The sequence below is a fragment of the Kitasatospora sp. NBC_01539 genome, assembly GCF_045040525.1.
Lineage (GTDB): Bacteria > Actinomycetota > Actinomycetes > Streptomycetales > Streptomycetaceae > Kitasatospora.
The window spans coordinates 2677374-2694082 of sequence record NZ_CP109390.1 but is presented as its reverse complement, the minus strand read 5'-3'; the positions used below and the strand labels follow the sequence as shown (position 1 = coordinate 2694082).

15 protein-coding genes and 1 pseudogene are annotated in these 16709 nt (G+C 68.3%); 7 read left to right on the top strand and 9 right to left on the bottom strand.

What is annotated here, in order from left to right; translation table 11 throughout:
• Positions 1–13: 13 nt before the first annotated feature.
• From OG335_RS11530 to OG335_RS11515, 4 genes are read right to left on the bottom strand one after another with little or no spacing between them, the layout of a single operon-like run.
• Positions 14–1183 carry a hypothetical protein gene (locus OG335_RS11530; protein ID WP_405010992.1) on the bottom strand — a complete coding sequence of 390 codons (1170 nt, stop codon included), beginning with the start codon at positions 1181–1183 and terminating at the stop codon, positions 14–16.
• A gap of 28 nt (positions 1184–1211) precedes the next feature.
• On the bottom strand, positions 1212–1442 hold the full coding sequence (locus OG335_RS11525; protein ID WP_405010991.1) for a hypothetical protein: 231 nt from the start codon (positions 1440–1442) through the stop codon (positions 1212–1214).
• The gene (locus tag OG335_RS11520) at positions 1442–1819 is read right to left on the bottom strand and encodes a WhiB family transcriptional regulator (RefSeq protein ID WP_405010990.1); all 378 of its coding nucleotides are present in this window, start codon (positions 1817–1819) and stop codon (positions 1442–1444) included. Before OG335_RS11520 ends, OG335_RS11525 begins: the two co-directional genes overlap by 1 nt.
• Positions 1819–2058, bottom strand: a complete 240-nt coding sequence (locus OG335_RS11515; RefSeq protein ID WP_405010989.1) for a hypothetical protein — start codon at positions 2056–2058, stop codon at positions 1819–1821. The genes OG335_RS11520 and OG335_RS11515 overlap by 1 nt, the downstream gene beginning before the upstream one ends.
• A 634-nt stretch (positions 2059–2692) precedes the next feature.
• Here OG335_RS11515 and OG335_RS11510 point away from each other — a divergent pair.
• Complete coding sequence (locus OG335_RS11510) at positions 2693–3463, top strand: helix-turn-helix domain-containing protein (RefSeq protein WP_405010988.1); 771 nt, start codon at positions 2693–2695, stop codon at positions 3461–3463.
• Positions 3460–3933: an NUDIX domain-containing protein gene (locus OG335_RS11505; RefSeq protein WP_405010987.1), complete on the top strand. Its 474-nt coding sequence runs from the start codon at positions 3460–3462 to the stop codon at positions 3931–3933. The genes OG335_RS11510 and OG335_RS11505 overlap by 4 nt, the downstream gene beginning before the upstream one ends.
• On the opposite strand, the gene OG335_RS11500 is transcribed toward OG335_RS11505, so the two are convergent.
• Complete coding sequence (locus OG335_RS11500; RefSeq protein WP_405010986.1) at positions 3930–4490, bottom strand: HD domain-containing protein; 561 nt, start codon at positions 4488–4490, stop codon at positions 3930–3932. The genes OG335_RS11505 and OG335_RS11500 overlap by 4 nt on opposite strands.
• A 2-nt stretch (positions 4491–4492) precedes the next feature.
• The gene (locus OG335_RS11495; protein ID WP_405010985.1) at positions 4493–4948 is read right to left on the bottom strand and encodes a GntR family transcriptional regulator; all 456 of its coding nucleotides are present in this window, start codon (positions 4946–4948) and stop codon (positions 4493–4495) included.
• A gap of 348 nt (positions 4949–5296) precedes the next feature.
• On the opposite strand from OG335_RS11495, the gene OG335_RS11490 reads away from it, so the two are divergent.
• Both OG335_RS11490 and OG335_RS11485 read left to right on the top strand, forming a co-directional pair.
• Positions 5297–5629, top strand: a complete 333-nt coding sequence (locus OG335_RS11490; protein WP_405010984.1) for a trypco2 family protein — start codon at positions 5297–5299, stop codon at positions 5627–5629.
• Positions 5630–6273: 644 nt separating this feature from the next.
• Positions 6274–9843 (top strand): tetratricopeptide repeat protein, encoded by a 3570-nt coding sequence (locus OG335_RS11485; protein ID WP_405010983.1) that lies wholly within the window; start codon positions 6274–6276, stop codon positions 9841–9843.
• 186 nt (positions 9844–10029) lie between these two features.
• Here OG335_RS11485 and OG335_RS11480 read toward each other — a convergent pair whose 3' ends face one another.
• On the bottom strand, positions 10030–11280 hold the full coding sequence (locus OG335_RS11480; RefSeq protein WP_405015361.1) for an IS701 family transposase: 1251 nt from the start codon (positions 11278–11280) through the stop codon (positions 10030–10032).
• 280 nt (positions 11281–11560) lie between these two features.
• Here OG335_RS11480 and OG335_RS11475 point away from each other — a divergent pair, with 280 nt between their 5' ends.
• Together OG335_RS11475 and OG335_RS11470 are read left to right on the top strand one after the other, a co-directional pair.
• Entirely contained in the window at positions 11561–11974 is a 414-nt protein-coding gene (locus OG335_RS11475) for a VOC family protein (protein ID WP_405010982.1), read from the top strand.
• A 144-nt stretch (positions 11975–12118) separates the two neighbouring features.
• Positions 12119–12415 (top strand): annotated as a pseudogene (locus OG335_RS11470) (transposase); the annotation flags it as partial.
• A gap of 86 nt (positions 12416–12501) precedes the next feature.
• Here OG335_RS11470 and OG335_RS11465 read toward each other — a convergent pair.
• Together OG335_RS11465 and OG335_RS11460 are read right to left on the bottom strand one after the other, a co-directional pair.
• Complete coding sequence (locus OG335_RS11465) at positions 12502–12810, bottom strand: transposase (protein ID WP_405010981.1); 309 nt, start codon at positions 12808–12810, stop codon at positions 12502–12504.
• Between the two features lie 2059 nt (positions 12811–14869).
• On the bottom strand, positions 14870–15847 hold the full coding sequence (locus OG335_RS11460; protein ID WP_405010980.1) for a glycoside hydrolase family 16 protein: 978 nt from the start codon (positions 15845–15847) through the stop codon (positions 14870–14872).
• Positions 15848–16205: 358 nt separating this feature from the next.
• Between OG335_RS11460 and OG335_RS11455 the strand changes: the two genes are divergently transcribed.
• On the top strand, positions 16206–16613 hold the full coding sequence (locus OG335_RS11455; RefSeq protein ID WP_405010979.1) for a hypothetical protein: 408 nt from the start codon (positions 16206–16208) through the stop codon (positions 16611–16613).
• Positions 16614–16709 lie beyond the last annotated feature (96 nt).

Genomic DNA, 16709 nt, shown 5'->3' with positions numbered 1-16709 from the left:
GGGGCTTGAGGGGTCAGCTCGCGGCGACCTGGCCGCGCCGGCTGCCGCGGGCGGCGATCGCCATGGCGCGGCGAGCGACCGGGGAGTAGCCGAGGGTGTCGCCAGCACGGCGCACGGGCGGGGTACCGCCGTTGGCACGGCGGCCGTCCGGACGCTTCACGGCGGGGGTGTTCGAGGGGCGGGTCAGCTGGGATTCGACCTGCGGCTTTTCCACCTTTTCGACCATTTTCGTCCGGTCGTTGGCGGCGTCCTTGACGGCGGCCCTGGCGGCCACCCGCGCGGCGATGGACTCGGCGGTGTCGCCGAGCGTGGCGCCCTGGGTGTCGTCCCATGCGCGCTTCCACGTCGGCTCGCTCGGGTGCAGCTCGCCGACCGCTGCGGCGAGGGCGACGGCGCGCTCCCACACCTGCGGCCACTGCACCGAGCGGAGCTGCTCGACCGCGGCGCGCTCCTCCGACTCGCGCTCCGTGGCGGCCTTCTGCTCGGCGGCCTCGGCGGCGATCCGCTTCGCTTCGGCGCGGCGCAGGCGGCGGCTGACCTTGCCGTCGCGCTTGCGGATCCGGCCGTGTTCGTGGAGGTCCCACACCAGCGGTCCGGCCAGCGAGCAGAACGCGCCGCCCAGGCCGGTACCGAGACCGAACTCGGCCGAGCCGTGGAGGTAGTTGACGGTCGCGGCGAACAGCGCGACCGCCCCGGCCAGTGCCCGGTAGTGCCAGGACGGCCGGTGGTCGTCGATTGCAGCCTCGGCGCCCTTCAGCAGCGCCCACGCCAGACCCTCCAGCACCAGCGGCGCGGCAAGCAGGAACGGCGCCCTGGGGGACCAGAACGCCATCACCTGGAGCGGCAGCGAGACGACCACGCAGATGACCGCGATCGTCCTCGCGTAGGTCCGCCACTGGGCCGCGGACCGCTCCGCCTTCTCCCGGACGGCCTGGGCCTCGGCCCGCAGCCGGGCGGCCTCGCGCTGCTTCTCTGCGGCGGCCTGGCGGATCTCCTGGGCCCTGGCCTCGCCGGCGGCGATCTCGGCGGCGGCCTTGGCCGCCTTGAGCTGGTTGGCGATGTCGGCTGCGGCCTTGGTGGTCTGGGTCTTGGCGCGTAGGGCCTCGGCCTCGGCGGCTTCCTTGCCCGCCGACTTCGTTGCCGGGCGGGTGCGGCCGGTGGGCCGCAGTTCGGTGATGCTCATCAGTCCCCCTCGGGAATCTCGAAGCGGCTCAGGAACGGGCGAGGTGGCGCAGTACGCGGATGCGGCGGGCTGCGCGGCGGCGCAGGGCGGGCAGCGTGCTCGCCACCAGCAGGCCGCCCACGACGGCGCACACCGCGGTCGGGTGCGCCAGCAGGATCACGGTCACGGTGGTCAGCGCGGCAGCCACGGTGCGGGCGGCGGCGGGGAAAGCGGCGGCGAGCAGCAGCAGTGCCACCCCGAGGCGCCGAGACGGGGCCATCACGCCGCACCGTCCTTCCGGGCGGTGTCGGTCGCGCGCCGCTTGAGGAGGCGGCGCTCGTCGGCGGTCAGCCCGCCGAAGACGCCGAACGGCTCGCCCCGGCGCAGCGCGAGCGCCAGGCACATCTCCCGCACCGGGCAGCCGGCGCACACCGCCTTCGCCCGGCGGGTCGCGAATCCGCTCGCCGCGGGATCGGCGTCCGGGTCGTCCGGGTCGGGCTCGGCGTAGAACAGGTCGGGGTCCATGCCTTGGCAGGCGGCGCCGCGCAGGTCGCCGTCCGGGGACGGGACGACCTCTGCGGCGTAGGTGCCGGTGGGGCGGGCGGTCAGGTGCGGGCGGGCGGTGCCGCGGATGCCGCGGCGGACGAAGCGCGTCATCACGCCGCCGCCTTCCAGCCCAGAGGCCGGCGGCGCTCGGCCGTGCGCATCAGCGCCTTGGCGTAGCGGGCGGGCTCCGGGGCCAGGTCGTGCAGCACGTCCCGGGCGACGTCGAGGCGTACCACCGTGTCGGTGGTCTCGTCGTCGGCGCCGGCGAACAGCTCCACGTCGATGCCGAAGGCCAACTCGGCGAACTCGGAAGCCGTAGCGGCTTCCTGGCCTGCAACAATCAGTCTCACGGGTCCTTCTCCAAGGGCGAGGGCCCGGCGGGGCGGCTTCTCTCCCGGTCAAGGTCAGGAAGCCGCCCCGCACTTCGGGCAGAAAAAGGATCACCAGCCGGGGCGGCTGTGGTCGGGCCCGCAGGCAGCGCCTCAAAGGCACGCCGCGGGGAGGTCTGTGCGGTGCAGGTCCGCTCATCCCGAGCAACCTGCCGCCGGTCTTGCACTCCACGGGAGAGACCGGAACTCCACTGATGGGGCCCGGCCCCGAGGGTCTGGCCCGCCACCGCGCGGCCCCTTCCGAGGGCCGTGGGACGGCAGCATTGTCAAAGAACGAGCGCTTCCCTGGCCGGCCCCCGCAGGAGCCGACTTCCGGACGCATTTGCGCAGCTCAGGGCAGCCCGAAGAAGGGCTGTCAGTTCGCCAGTCCCGCCATGCGAGTCATGTTGAACATGTCTCTTACGATGGCGCTGAACCGACGCTTCGTCAAGTCCTTCGTTGATTCGTCGGAGATCCGCCCCGACCGCGCATCACTAGATTCGCGCGTCCTGGCATGTCGAGATATGGCGTCAGTGGACGACCTCGAACCGACTTCGCTACGGTCAAGTCGTCCCGCATCGTCCAAGTGCCACCGCATCGTCCAGGGGAGGGCGGCATGGCCAATGAGCGGCTTCGAGGAGCGATCTTGGCAAGCGGCCTGACGGTCGAGCAGATCGCAGAACGAATCGGTGTCAGCGCGCGCACGGTGGAGCGCTGGGTCGAGGCCAAAGACCAGCGCCGACCGTACCGGCGCTTCCAGTACGCCTTGGCGAACCTCCTGCAACACGACCTGTCGGACCTCTGGCCGGACGAAGAGAGCGCAAGCCAGACGGCCGAGGCCGGCCGCGCCGAACTCGTCAGGCTCTACCCGCACCGCGCGGTGGTGCCAAAGGACTTGTGGACTTCGCTCTACTCAGGCGCCGCCCGGCACTTCGACCTGGTCGTCTATGCGGGCTTCTGGCTCTCTGAAGACCCGACCTTCTTCCGACTGATCAGGGAGAAGGCGAACGCGGGCGTGTCCGTCCGGATGATGCTCGGTGACCCGAACTCACCCCAGGTCGCGCAGCGAGGCGAGGACGAAGGGATCGGCCCGGCGATGGCTGGGAAGATCCGCAACGCGCTTGCCAACTACGCGCCGATCTTCAACGTGCCAGGGGTTGAGTTCCGCCTCCACTCGACCACGCTCTACAACTCGCTCTACCGAGCCGATGACGAGATGCTCGTCAACGGCCACGTCCATGGTGTTGGCGCCTACCTCGCGCCCGTGCTGCACCTCTCGAAGGTGCCTGGCGGGGAGCTGTTCAGCACGTACGCGGCAAGCATTGAGCGAATCTGGGAGAGTTCCCGAAGGATCACTTCTCCGAGGCTTGAAGGCGAGGCGGCATGAGCCGGATCGACTACATCAACGACCCCAACGCGCCAGTGGCGAACTCGGTGGTCCCGTCGGTCGTTGCCGTTGTGCAGGACGATGGCGGGCGGGTGCTCCTAATCCACAAGACGGACAATGGGTTGTGGGCGCTCCCCGGTGGCGGCCACGATATCGGCGAGTTCGTCGCCGACACGGTGATCCGGGAAGTGCGCGAGGAGACCGGTATCGATGTCGAGGTCGTGACGGTCACAGGGCTTTACACCGATCCCGGGCACCTCATGGCGTACGACGACGGTGAGGTCCGGCAGCAGTTCTCGATCTGCTTCCGCGCAAGGCCGATCGGCGGAGACCTTCGGACGAGCGAAGAATCGAAGGAGGTCCGCTGGGTGAACCCTGCGGACCTCGAAGACCTCGACATTCATCCGTCCATGCGGCTGCGGATCCAGCACGCGCTCGACCCGGACCGCGCTCAGCCCTACATCGGCTAGGTCGCGGGGCCGGCCAGCGTCAGCCTGCGCTCGACGCGGTGGGCCGCCGCGTGGATCTCCGGTTCCGCCCGGCAAATGAACCGCCCGACGATGCTGTCCGGCCCGTACCGGCTCACGATCTCGGCAACCCTCGCCGGAGTCGTTGTGGACGTGCCGTCCGGGGTCGTGGTCATGTCGCAGTAGATCAGCGCATCGACCAACCCCGGCTCCTCCAACGGGAACTCGGCCTCCAGCTCCTCGCGCAGCCCTCGCTCCTCCGCCTCCAGCAACGCACAGGAGTGGTGGGCGACCAGCCGGACAATCCGCTCGTCCACCCGCTCCACGTTGCGAAGGAACCGCGCGCCGTCAAGGGGATGGAAGCCGGTGTCGGTGATGCGGGGGGAGTAGCCAACGTCGTGCAGCACAGCGGCAGCTTCAAGCAGTTCAGCATCCGGTCCCAGGATCGGCGCCAGCATGCGAGCCCGCCCGCCCACTCCCTGGGAGTGGGCCCAGCGGCGGGGAAGGTCGTCGGCGAGGAGTGCTTCAGCGAGGTCGTAGGCCCACACGGTGGCGTCCATTCCTAGGGGGTGGGTGGTGCGGTACTTGGGCCGGGCAGCGCGCGGACAAAGCGGCCCTTGCCCTGCCGGACCTCCAGCACGCCGGCGCCTTCGAGCTGCGCCAGCGCGCGGCGCACGGTACCCCGGGACGCGTCGGTCAGCTTGCAGAGCTCGCTCTCGGATGGGAACCCGTCGCCCGGCGCTAAGCCTTCCTTGGCGATTACACCCACGATCCGGTCGTAGACCGTGGGCGCTGCTTCCGCAGCCGCCACGGTCCGGCGGGTGCCCTGCCGGGACCGGATCAGGCCTTCGTCCGTCAAAACCTTGAGCGCACGCCCGACGGTGCTCCGAGCCACGCCGTATCGGTCCATCAGCTCAGCCTCGGACGGCAGCGCGGTCGGTCCAGAACCGTCGCCGATTTCGGCACGCAATGCCTCGGCGATCTGTAGGTACGTACCGCGCGGACTGCGCTCGCTCACTGGGCGACCCTCCTCGTCCTGTGCCTTTCCACAATGATGGATGCCGTAGATCGGGGCCACCATCGAGGTCTGGTCAGTATGACTGAGGTTATGTGGTGGTCCACTGACCCGAGGCGGCGGCCGTTCGATGCTCCAGCGGGCAGGAGTCAAGACCACCTTCAGCGCTCGACCGGTAGGGAGGGGACGAAACCTCGCGGCGTGAAGCACGGTGGGCGTGTGTGTCTGCCCTTGAACCGTTCGGCGAGGTCGGCGAGTGGTCCCGATTTGGATGCTTCGCCTGCATGCGGCGCGATGGCGGCTCTACGGTGTTCGTGTCGATGTAACTGGTCGTGTGAGGAGGCAGGTTCAGTGGACATTCCATTGGTGGAGGCGGTGGCCGCGGTGCGGGACGAGCTGATTGCGGCAGCGAGGCTGGGAGGGGAGCACCCGGAAGTGGTGTTTTCGGTGGGGCCGGTGGAGATGGAGTTCGAGGTCGAGGTGCGCGCGGACGCGAAGGCTAAGGCCGGGTTCAAGCTGTGGGCGGTCGGTGCGGAGACTGAAGCTGCTGTTTCTCGTGGGCGCACCCATCGGGTGTCGTTCACACTCACCCCACGCAGCGCGCACGGTGGAGATCTGTTGGTCAGTGGTGGTGCTGGCCGGCCAGCTGGACCCGGAGACACGTCAGGGCGCATTCCAGACTGACCGCGCTGTGGCCGGGATAGCAACTCTTCTGTGGCAGGTTTGGGTGCGGGCGGGGTGAAGGGAAGCTCGGGGTGGAGCGGTCGCGTCTGGTTGGTGTAACCGGGCCGAATGGTCCAGGGTCGGGATATGCGGTTGGTGGGCGGTTGGTGTTGACCTCCGCCCACGTTGTCGTCGGCAAACAAGTTGGGAGTGTGGACCTGGTTGGACGGCGGGTTCAGGTGTTCCACGTCGGCGGGAACGGTGTCCTGGATGCGACCGTGGTGTGGTGCGGTACGGCGGGCGGACGAGACGATGCAGCGCTTGTCCTCGTCGATGACAGCCTGGGTTGGGCCGCCCCCGTTACCCCGGTGCGTTGGGGCCGTTTGGTCACCGACCGGCCCGGTGTCGACTGTGAGACGTGGGGCGTACCTGATGTCGCCCAAGGCGCGGGTCTGGCCGTGGAAGCCGTCCAACTGTGTGGCAGGTTGAACCCGGGCAGTGGAATCACTCAAAACCGGTACGTGATGGACCTCCTCCAGCAGCCCCCGGAGTGGTCCAGGCCCAGTACTTCCCCGTGGGGAGGGTTGTCGGGTGCGGCGGTGTGCTGCGACCGCTTGCTGATCGGTGTAGTGGCCTCTGAGCCGGCACACTCCAACCATGGAAAGTTGAACGTAGTCCCGGCCTACGTCCTGCACCATGACCCGGCCTTCCGTGCGTCACTGGCCAAGCACGGTGCCGGTCCAGCCTCTTTGGACGCTGTCGAGCTGCAGCACCTCGCCGATCCCGCCGCCGTGCCCGGTCGTTCCGGAGTGGTGCGCTCGCCGGCCGCGCTGCTGCATGCCGCGCGGCAGACCGTCCCATTCCACGGCCGTCGGCAGCTATTGGATGAGTTGACGGCTTGGTGCGCCCGGGGCGGGTTCGGGGCGTGGCTGGTATATGGGCCTGGTGGGCAGGGCAAGACCCGCCTCGCCCACCACTTTGCCTCGCTACTGGCCGCCGATCGGTGGGCAGTTCTGTGGCCTGGCCCCGACGTTACTGCGGACCAATTGGGGGCGGTGCGGCACGTCTCAAAGCCGCTGTTGGTCGTTCTGGACTACGCGGAGACCCGTACAAGACAGCTGGCCGCTTTGGTTGAGGCTGCCGCTGAGCACCCCGATACCCCGCCGCTCAAGGTGCTGCTGCTAGCTCGCACCGACAGTGACTGGTGGCGCCAGGCCACCACCGCCAGCAGCTTGGCTCAGGACTACTTGGAAGCCTCATCCACCTGCCTGCTGACTCCCTTGGAGGATGATCCCGTAGCGAGGCCCGGCGCCTACCGCGCTGCTGCCCGTGCTCTTGCTGGCGCCCTAGCCCAGGTCGAAGGCCTGCCCATTCGGGACTGGCTGGGCGCTGCGAATAACCTGCCGTTGCCAGTGTGGCTGGGCGAGGACGCCTACGGCAACGCCCTCACGCTTCACATGACGGCCCTCGCCGACCTTCTCGACACCGCTGGCTCTGGCGAGGCCGACAGATCGGACGGGCACGATGCGGCTCGTGGGCCGGTTGAAGGCGTGGAGGACCGGCTACTCGGACATGAACGCCGTTACTGGCACCACAGCGCCGTCGCTCGCGGTCTGATTCCGACCCTGTCCACCCTCACGCTGGAGACGGCCCTGGCCGCGGCCTATTTGGCTGGTGCCGCCGACCGTGAAGGCGCCGACATGCTGTGGCGGCGGCTGCCGGCCTTGGCAGACCAGCCCCGCGATCGGCGCGACACCGTAACCGGTTGGATTACTGCTCTATATCCCGCTCCTGCGCCGCTGCTCTGGGGAAACCTTCAGCCCGACCGCCTCGCCGAACGCCACATCGGTCGCGTCTTGGACACTAACCCCGCCATGGCTGATCACCTCCTTGACGGCGCCGAGGAAAGACAAAGAATCCAACTCCTGACCGTCTTCAGTCGGGCCGCCGCCCACCCCGTCTTCCACCACCGGCTTGATACCCATCTCACTGACCTCTGCATTCGCCATCACCAGCGGCTCGCCGTCCAGATCATCACAACTGCTACCCGCACCGACCATCCAGCCCCTCTTATCGCCGCACTCGACGCCATCACCACCGATTTCGGCAGCACCCTGGACGATCTCACTACTCTCAATGACCTGCTTCCGGGTTTCAGCCAGCGGCTTGCTCGCACTGCCCTCCAACTCACCCACACCCTCACCAACCGCTACCGCCCTCTGGCTGAGGCGACCCCGAACACTTATCTGCCCGGCCTTGCCATGGCCCTGAATAACCTGTCCGCTCGGCTTGGTGAGTTGGGGCGGTGGGAGGAGGGTCTGGCTGCGAGCAGTGAGGCCGTCGATCACTACCGCCCGCTGGCCGAGGCGAACCCGGACGCCTACCTGCCCTCCCTCGCCGCATCCCTGAACAATTTGTCGCTCCAGCTTGGTGAGTTGGGGCGGTGGGAGGAGGGCATGGCTGCGAGCAGTGAGGCCGTCGATCACTACCGCCCGCTGGCCGAGGCGAACCCGGACACTTACCTACCCGACCTCGCCATGGCCCTGAACAACCTGTCGCTTCGGCTTGGTGAGTTGGGGCGGTGGGAGGAGGGCATGGATGCGAGTGGTGAAGCCCTCGACATCCGTCGAAGGTTGGCCGAGGCGAACCCCGACGCCCACCTAGCTGCCCTCGCCGGCTCCCTGAACAACCTGTCCGTCGATCTGGGCGAGGTAGGACGGCATGAGGAAAGCCTGGCTGCGAGCAGTGAGGCCGTCGATCACTACCGCCTACTGGCCGAGGCGAACCCGGACACTTACCTGCTCGACCTCGCCATGTCTCTTAACAACCTGTCCAACCAGCTCGCTGAAGCGGGGCGGTGGGAGGAGGGTCTGGCTGCGAGCAGTGAGGCCGTCGATCACTACCGCCCGTTGGCCGAGGCGAACCCGAACACTTACTTGCCTGCCCTTGCCGGTTCCCTGAGCAACTTGTCGATTCGGCTGGGTGAGTTGGGGCGGTGGGAGGAGGGACTGGCTGCGAGCAATGAAGCCGTCGACATCCGTCGAAGGTTGGCTGAGGCGAACCCGAACGCGAGCCTGGCCGACCTTGCTGGCGCCCTGAACAACCTGTCGATTCGGCTGGGTGAGTTGGGGCGGTGGGAGGAGGGACTGGCTGCGAGCAATGAAGCCGTCGACATCCATCGAAGGTTGGCTGAGGCGAACCCGAACGCGAGCCTGGCCGACCTTGCTGGCGCCCTGAACAACCTGTCCAGTCGGCTGGGGGAGGCCGGACAGCACGAGGAGGGCCTGGCCGCGATCCGTGAAGCCGTCGACATCCGTCGCGCGCTGGCCGAGGCGAACCCGAACGTCGGCCTGTCTAACCTTGCTGGCGCTCTGAACAACCTGTCCGTTCGGCTGGGTGAGTTGGGGCGTCGGGAGGAGGGACTGGCTGCGAGCAATGAAGCCGTCGACATCCATCGAAGGTTGGCTGAGGCGAACCCGAACGCGAGCCTGGCCGACCTTGCTGGCGCCCTGAACAACCTGTCCAGTCGGCTGGGGGAGGCCGGACAGCACGAGGAGGGCCTGGCCGCGATCCGTGAAGCCGTCGACATCCGTCGCGCGCTGGCCGAGGCGAACCCGAACGTCGGCCTGTCTAACCTTGCTGGCGCTCTGAACAACCTGTCCGTTCGGCTGGGTGAGTTGGGGCGTCGGGAGGAAGGTCTGGCTGCGGTCTGCGAAGCTGTCGACTGCTACAGGGTGCTGGCTGTGGCGAACCCGGACGGCTACCTGCCTGCCCTCGCCGGCGCCTTGAGTAACCTGAGCATTGATCTGGGTGAGTTGGGGCGTCGGGAGGAAGGTCTGGCTGCGGTCCGCGAAGCTGTCGACTGCTACAGGGTGCTGGCTGGGGCGAACCCGGACGGCTACCTGCCTGCCCTCGCCATATTCCTGAACAACCTGAGCATTGATCTGGGTGAGTTGGGGCGTCGGGAGGAAGGTCTGGCTGCGGTCCGCGAAGCTGTCGACTGCTACAGGGTGCTGGCTGGGGCGAACCCGGACGGCTACCTGCCTGCCCTCGCCGGCGCCTTGAGTAACCTGAGCATTGATCTGGGTGAGTTGGGGCGTCGGGAGGAAGGTCTGGCTGCGGTCCGCGAAGCCATCGACCACTATCGGGTGCTGGCCAAGATTGGAGTTGGCACCTTCGAAGGCGAACTTCAGCAGTCCTTGGAGGTTGCTGGCTGGCTTGAAGCTCTTTCATGACGGAACACCTAATACTCCAGCCGGACTTCGACGTTTTGCCTGATCAGAAGGCTGCGCGGTGAGTGTAGTGGGCTGATGTCCGTCAGGGGCGGTCTTCCTGGGACCGCCCCTCGATCGTGTGCAGCCGGCGTTGGTAATGGCAGCGACGGGCGATGGCCTGGTGTCGTCGGCGCCAAGTGGACCAGTTCAAGGCGTGAGCGCGGGGCGAGCACCGTGGCGGACACGAGTCGCGGGAACGGCCGCCTGCCAGGAGTCGCCGGATCTCTGCCACGGTGAGGTCGACCATGGTGCGTGAACCGTTTCTGCAGCCCCCTTTGATGCCGCGGCTGCGGCCATCGCGGCCAAGAACGCGTGGGCGAGCATGGCCAGAGTGATGTGTCGCATCCAGCCGGTGTAGCGGCGGACCTCGTACTGGTCCAGGCCGCACTCGTTCTTCGCGGCCTGGAAACACTCTTCGATCGCCCAGCGCATCCCGGCGATCCGCACCAACTGCTCCACAGTGGAGTCGAGTTGTGCGTAGGCGAGGTAGTAGGCGATCTCGTCGGGCTTGGTCAGGCTGCGGCGGGCCAGCGCCCATCGGCGGCGGACGAGAGTCTCGTCCTGGTAGTCGTACTCGGCCACGGCCGGCAGCCGGATGGCCGCCCAGTCGTAGATGCGTGGTCCCTTGGCGCCGTCCCCGCACGAGATCCGTTCCCAGGCCTCCGCCGGGGCCTGGGCGAACAGCCAGTCGATGCGTGGACATCCCACGCTGAATTGGGACTTGGGCACCGCCAGGACGTAGCCGACGCCGGACTGTTCGAGCAGGCGCCGGAAGCGACCTTCCTGTCCGTAGGCCGAGTCCGCGGTGACCCAGGCGATCGGCAGTTCGGAGGCGAGCGCACGCAGCACCATGGCCTTGGCCAGGTCGCCCTTGGTGTGGAAGTCCCGCTCGTCGGGGATCTTCGCTGCTCGGCAGCGGTCCCGGTCCTCGGTCCAGGACTTGGGCAGGTACAGCTCCCGGTCGACCAGGGCCCGGCCCTTGGCGGAGGCGTAGGCCGCGAAGACCCCGATCTGGCAGTTCTCGGTACGGCCGGCGGTGCCGGAGTACTGGCGCTGCACGCCTGCGGAGGTGATGCCCTTCTTGATGAAGCCGGTGTCGTCGAGGATCAGGACACCGTTGATCTCGCCGAGGCGCTCGGCGACGTAGTGCTGGAGCTCGTCGCGGATCTCGTCCGCGTCCCAGCGGGAACCTGCAAGGAGGTGCTGCAGCCCGTCAGGGGTGGCATGACCTGCGTATTCGGCCAGTTGCCAGCCGTTCTTGCGGCCGACCGGGCCGAGTAGGCCGCGGACGTAGTCGCGCATTCGGCGGCGTGGCTCCACGCGGCCGAAACGGTGGCCGACACGGAGGAAGAGGTCGTCGAGTTCGCGGTCCCAGCTCTCGGCTGCAGGCTCGTTGATCACAACGGGACGCTGCCCCCGTCGCTGCCATTACCAACGCCGGCTGCACACGATCGAGGGGCGGTCCCAGGAAGACCGCCCCTGACGGACATCAGCCCACTACACTCACCGCGCAGCCTTCTGATCAGGCAAAACGTCGAAGTCCGGCTGGAGTACTAATACTCCAGTGCGACTTCGTGACCTTGCATGGGCGGGGCTGTTCATCACGTCCACTCTTTGCCGGACCGGCGTTGAAAATCAGGTCGCCAAGCATGGGAGCCGATCACTACGGTGTGACGCCATGCCCCTGCAGATGAAGCTGACCGCGATAACACTTGACTGCGCCGATCCCGAGGCGCTGGCCGCGTTCTATCGGCAAGCCACCGGGTTCGAGCTTCACCCCAAGTCCGACAGCGACTTTGCTGGTCTCACTCGCGAGGACGGGCTCTTCATCGGCTTCCAGCGGGTTGATGACTACCGGGCTCCGCAGTGGCCCGACCAGACCGCGCCGCAGCAATTGCACCTTGACTTCGCGGTTGACGACCTGGACGAGGCCGAGGCCCTGCTGCTGGAGCTGGGCGCGATCAAGCCGGAGCGCCAACCGGGCGGCGATGGGTGGCGGGTTCTCACCGACCCGGCCGGGCATCCCTTCTGCCTGACCAGGAGCCGAGCTGTGCCGCAGCCTACGCTCGATCAGCCCCACACTGCGGTGTGACCTTTCGATCTCGCGTCGGACCCGCGCGAGGGCCGGAACAGCCATCGCGTGATCATCGGGGTTGTGTGGACTCCTGAAGATCGTGCGACGGCCGCGGGCCACAGCATGGACGCAGCCCGTTGGCGGGCGATGTTCGACCAGGCCATGGCCAGGGTTGCGGGCCGGTTCCGACGGGTGGAGCCGCGCGCGACCGCCCGCGCCTTCGTGCTCGGCCTGCTGTCCGGGATCGAGCGGAAGAACTGCTGGCGGCTTGCCGAACAGGCCGGCCACGCCCGCCCCGGGCCGATGCAACGGCTCCTGCGAAGCGCCCGCTGGGACGCGGACGAGGTCCGAGACGAGGTACGCGCCTACGTCTTGGAACACCTCGGCGCCGACGACGGCGTGCTGATCGCCGACGAGACCGGATTCCTCAAGAAGGGCACCGCGTCGGCGGGCGTAGAAGGCGGCACGAGAGACCTTCAGCAGCTCACACGCCCGTTTGACGTTGTGGCCACTCTGCTTCTCCGCCTCGATGAACGGGTGCACCGTCACCGGGTCTCCTTCGCGAAAAAAGCCGTCGCACGCTTGAGCACTTCGACGTCCTCCCGCAACCTGCGGTTCTCCCGCCGCAGCCGGGCCAGCTCCTCACATTCGTCGCCGGTCAGGCCGTCGCGCTCGCCGGCGTCGACCTCGCTCTGCCTGATCCAGTCGCGCACCGCGGTCTCGGTCAGGTCGAAGTCCTTGGCCACCTGGCCGACCGACCGGTCCCCGCATCGGCACAGCTCGACGATCTCGGCCTTGAACTCCGGCGTGAACGAGCGGCGAGGACGCGGCTTCTTCTTCCCCATGTTCTCCATGATGGACATCATCTTTCCGGGGCCGAAGCCCCTGATCAGGAGTGTCCATCAAAGTGAATCAAGCCCACACGCTGTGTGGGCGCCGAAACGGGACCGGCGCGATCTGGGGGCCAAGGGGCACAGGCTCAGGTTTGTTGCCCTCTCCAGACTGAAAGATCCGTCGATATTGAACGAAAAGAGCAGGGAGGGGTGAGTTGGCGCTGCGGGGTGTCGAGGATCCGCAGTGGCTATGGGGAAGTGAGACGGCGGTGTGACAGCTTGGGGAGGTAGGCGACTGTCACACCTGTCACTCTGTCACTGTGGTTGCTCTGAACAGCGCAAATGCCAGTGACACCGTGGTGGCAGCCGTACTGACGGATGCTGCCCGGCCGCAGTCGGGGAGCGGCGGTTGGTTGCGAGCGTTCTCGTAGACTGGCCGGACAGCCAGAGTCTTGGCTTTGACAACGACGGCTGACCACAACAGCCGCGAGCAAGGATGGCGATCTGCGCCCCCTCGTCTCCCTCTGCGTGGGATGGTCCGCAGGTCTACGAGGGGTGATCCCCAGCGCCACACTGGGTCGATGCGCCTGGGGGTCAAGGGGTCGCAGGTTCAAATCCTGTCGTCCCGACAGAAATGTCGGAGCCCCGCTGGCTGGACGAGAGTCCGGGCTGGCGGGGCTTTTGCCGTTCCTGTGGCAGGTTCAGCGAACGAGCCGCAGATGGCGGTCAGGAGAGTCCGTCGGGACCACTCCGGGACCAAGGGCCCTGCGCGGGCCGCTCAGGTGCACGCTCAGCGCCTCGTCGGCCGGTTCGATCGACTGCAGGTAGCGCTGCGTGGTGGTGAGCGGCCCGTGCCCGGCGGTCTTCCGCCGGACGTGCAGCGGGACCGCGGCGTCGGCCGTCCACGTGAGCCCGGTGTGTCGGAGATCGTGGCGGCGCAGGTGCTCGTACCCCCGAGCCGAAGCACCGCCTCGTCCCAGTGTGTTGCGTCGCGAAGGGCGGCGGTGGTGATCCGGCCGCGGTGCGGACCGGTGAACAACAGCCTGGCCATCGGGTCGGGTTCGACGGCGTCGAGGCGTTGTTCCACCAGTGCGCGGATCTCGGGGATCAGCGGGGCCGTTCTCCGGCGCTTGCCCTTGGCGGCAGAGGTCCCACATCCGGGTCGTCCGGTTGATGTGCTTGCCCGGCCGCCGGAGACCTCTCCGATGCGCGTGGCCGTGCAGGCTGCGAACCTCACGACGTCGCCCCGGGTGATGGTCGGCGGGCCGTTCGACCAGGGCCGTGGCGAGCTGGTCTAGCGCCGCCCAGTTGCGCGGTGCGAGGGAGCGGGGGTCGTCCAGCTCCTCCTGGGCCCGCTTGTGTTCCTGTTGCCAACCGGCCACCCCGGGCCGGGTTCACGTCCAGGAGGCCGTCCCGGACCGCTTGTTCCGTGGCCCGGGCCAACACCGCGAGGCTCGACTTCACGGTCGACCTGCCGCACTCGTCCGCGATCCACCCGTGCACGGCGCCGTCGGCCGGGCCGTTCGTGATGGTGGCGACATCGGGGTGACCGAGGGCCGGCAGCACGCGCAGTCGCCGGCCGGCCCGGTAGGGGTCGAGGGTCTCGGGCTCAGGCCCCGCGTTGCCAACTCCCGCTTGGCATAGCCGTATTCGGTCGGCGTCATCGTGACCGCGGCCGGGTGAATGCCACGGTAAGCGGCCTTCCGCATCCGCTCGATCCAGCCGAGCGCGTTTTCCTCGCTCTCGAACGCCTCGGAACGGGAGGGCCGCGTCCTCGTCCGAGGATCAGTCCACCGCACCGGTCACGGAAGGGAGTTGCCCGGTCGGGCCGATACTCTACGTCCGGCGACAGCTTGACCCCAGGGGTGACGGCCACGAGGCCGCCGAGGCGGTACGGGCGGCTACCGGGGCGCCGACCGGCGGGCAGTACGCCGGTGACGCGTGGAAGTCGATGATCCCCGGGACCTTCGCCCGGCTGAGCGGGATCTTCCCGGCCGACCACTGGCCGACCACCGGCCGGGCGCCTACGGCGGAAGGACGGGCCGGGGCCCGGCCAGCCCTTCCGCCGTTCGGACCGGGCTCAGGACGTCGCGAGGGTGTCCACGAAGTCGGTGCCGGCGCTGTAGAAGCCGTCCACCGTCTTCTGGACATCCGCGTAGGGGACAGCCGCGGCGTCCTTGTAGTAGAACCAGTTGATCTTCAGGTTCCAGGTGCGCTGTCCGCCGAGGGACGGCAGCAGGTCGATGAACCAGTTGCTGAAGTGGACGTCCATCTTCTCGCGCGGCACGTACTTACCGGTGCTGGTGAACAGCTCCTTGCCGTCCATGGAGTAGGTGGCCTTCCCGTCCACGGCGGTGACCATCATGATGTGCCAGCCCTTGAAGCGCTGCTTGTGCGGCTTGGTGACCCGGTCCGGCGGATCGGCCTTGAACCAGCTGGTGGTGTCGAGCTGCGGACCCGGCGTGCCCCAGCCGCCGTTCGGCATGTACTCGTAGTCGAGCTCGCTGTAGTTCGCCGAGTCGTCCGAGGGGGAGATCGGGAAGTAGGACTGGACGACGTGGTCGCCGTTCTTGCCGCCGGCCGGCTTGTCGCTGAGGTAGACCCGGGCGGCGAAGGTGCCGTTGAAGAGCTTGGTGCCGGTGCTCTGGATCTCGACCTGCTTGGTGCCCTTCTGGGTGCCGTCGGTGGACGCCTGCAGCTGCAGGGTCCGGCCGCCCTGGGCGGTGGTGTCGGCGGGGAAGCTCGCTCCGGCGTCGGACCACGTGTCCTGGATCCCGGGGCCGCCCTCGCCGGTGCGGATCTCCCAGCCGTGGGCGGTGAGTGCGGGGTCGGTGGGACCGGTGTAGTGGAAGTTGTCGAACAGGGTGCCCGGCGGGCCGGTCGGGGTCGGCGAGGCGCTGGCCGCGGACGTGCCCTTCGCCGTCGCGGCGCCGTCGCCGTTGCTGTCGCCGCCACCGGACGCCGGACCGCTCGAACAGGCGGTGAGCACGCACAGCAGGGTCGGGAGGGTGAGCACGCTCCACGCGCGGTGACGAGGGATGCGGCGGGGCTGACTCACGCGGGCTCCTTGGGGCGTACCGATCACACGTGCGCACTGATCGGATGAGGGGGTCATCCTAACGGGACGGGCAAGCCCCTCCGGCGCGTGCCCGTCCGGATCCGGAGGGCCGGAGTCCGAGGTCAACGGTGAGTACACGCCTGCATTCCGGTGCGCGCCGGCCGGTATCTCGATCCGATTACAACCCCCTGTCATATCGGGTCAAATCAACCTATCGGGACCAATTCGGTTCAGGCCGGTGTACTACCGTTCGCTCTACGCTCCCGCGGTCCACGTACCCTGCACTGAAAGGCGTCGCAAGGTGCGCCCAGCCATCACCCCCGTCGAACACGGACCGGTGCACACGCCACAGCCTGACGTGTTCGAGTCAAGCTTCGAAGGGGCCGCTCCCGCACCGGTGTTCGTCGACCAGTCCGGTCTGCGCGGCCGACTGCTGCGGGGTCTCGGCTGGCCGGTCTCGCTGGTCGGCGCGATCCTGGCGGTCGGCATGGCCAGCAGCATGGTCGGCATGCAGGCGGACGCCCCGGCGATGGGGATACCCGCGCATCCGCCCGCCCAGTCGCCGGCCCCGTCGCCCACGCCCACGCCCGTGACGTCGCCGTCACCCACCCCGTCGCACTCGCGCTCACCGTCGCACTCGCCGTCGGCGTCCTCGTCCAGGACGCCCTCGCGCTCCGCGACCCCCTCGACGAAGACCACGTCGAAGCCGACGACCACCCCACGGCGTGGCGCGACGCCCTCGGGCCAGTCGACCAAGCAGCCCTGAACCGCCCGCACCACCCATCTCCAGGAGCGCCATTGTCCCGCCACCAGCGCCGTCGGCAGTCCCTGCGGAGGCCGCGCCGGCTGGCCGCGCCGCCGT

Bases quoted from the DNA above. Each gene is read 5' to 3' on its own strand.
- OG335_RS11500 (WP_405010986.1), bottom strand. From the start codon at position 4,490: ATGGACGCCACCGTGTGGGCCTACGACCTCGCTGAAGCACTCCTCGCC.
- OG335_RS11530 (WP_405010992.1), bottom strand. From the start codon at position 1,183: ATGAGCATCACCGAACTGCGGCCCACCGGCCGCACCCGCCCGGCAACG.
- OG335_RS11525 (WP_405010991.1), bottom strand. From the start codon at position 1,442: ATGGCCCCGTCTCGGCGCCTCGGGGTGGCACTGCTGCTGCTCGCCGCC.
- OG335_RS11505 (WP_405010987.1), top strand. From the start codon at position 3,460: ATGAGCCGGATCGACTACATCAACGACCCCAACGCGCCAGTGGCGAAC.
- OG335_RS11475 (WP_405010982.1), top strand. From the start codon at position 11,561: ATGCCCCTGCAGATGAAGCTGACCGCGATAACACTTGACTGCGCCGAT.
- OG335_RS11520 (WP_405010990.1), bottom strand. From the start codon at position 1,819: ATGACGCGCTTCGTCCGCCGCGGCATCCGCGGCACCGCCCGCCCGCAC.
- OG335_RS11465 (WP_405010981.1), bottom strand. From the start codon at position 12,810: ATGGAGAACATGGGGAAGAAGAAGCCGCGTCCTCGCCGCTCGTTCACG.
- OG335_RS11510 (WP_405010988.1), top strand. From the start codon at position 2,693: ATGGCCAATGAGCGGCTTCGAGGAGCGATCTTGGCAAGCGGCCTGACG.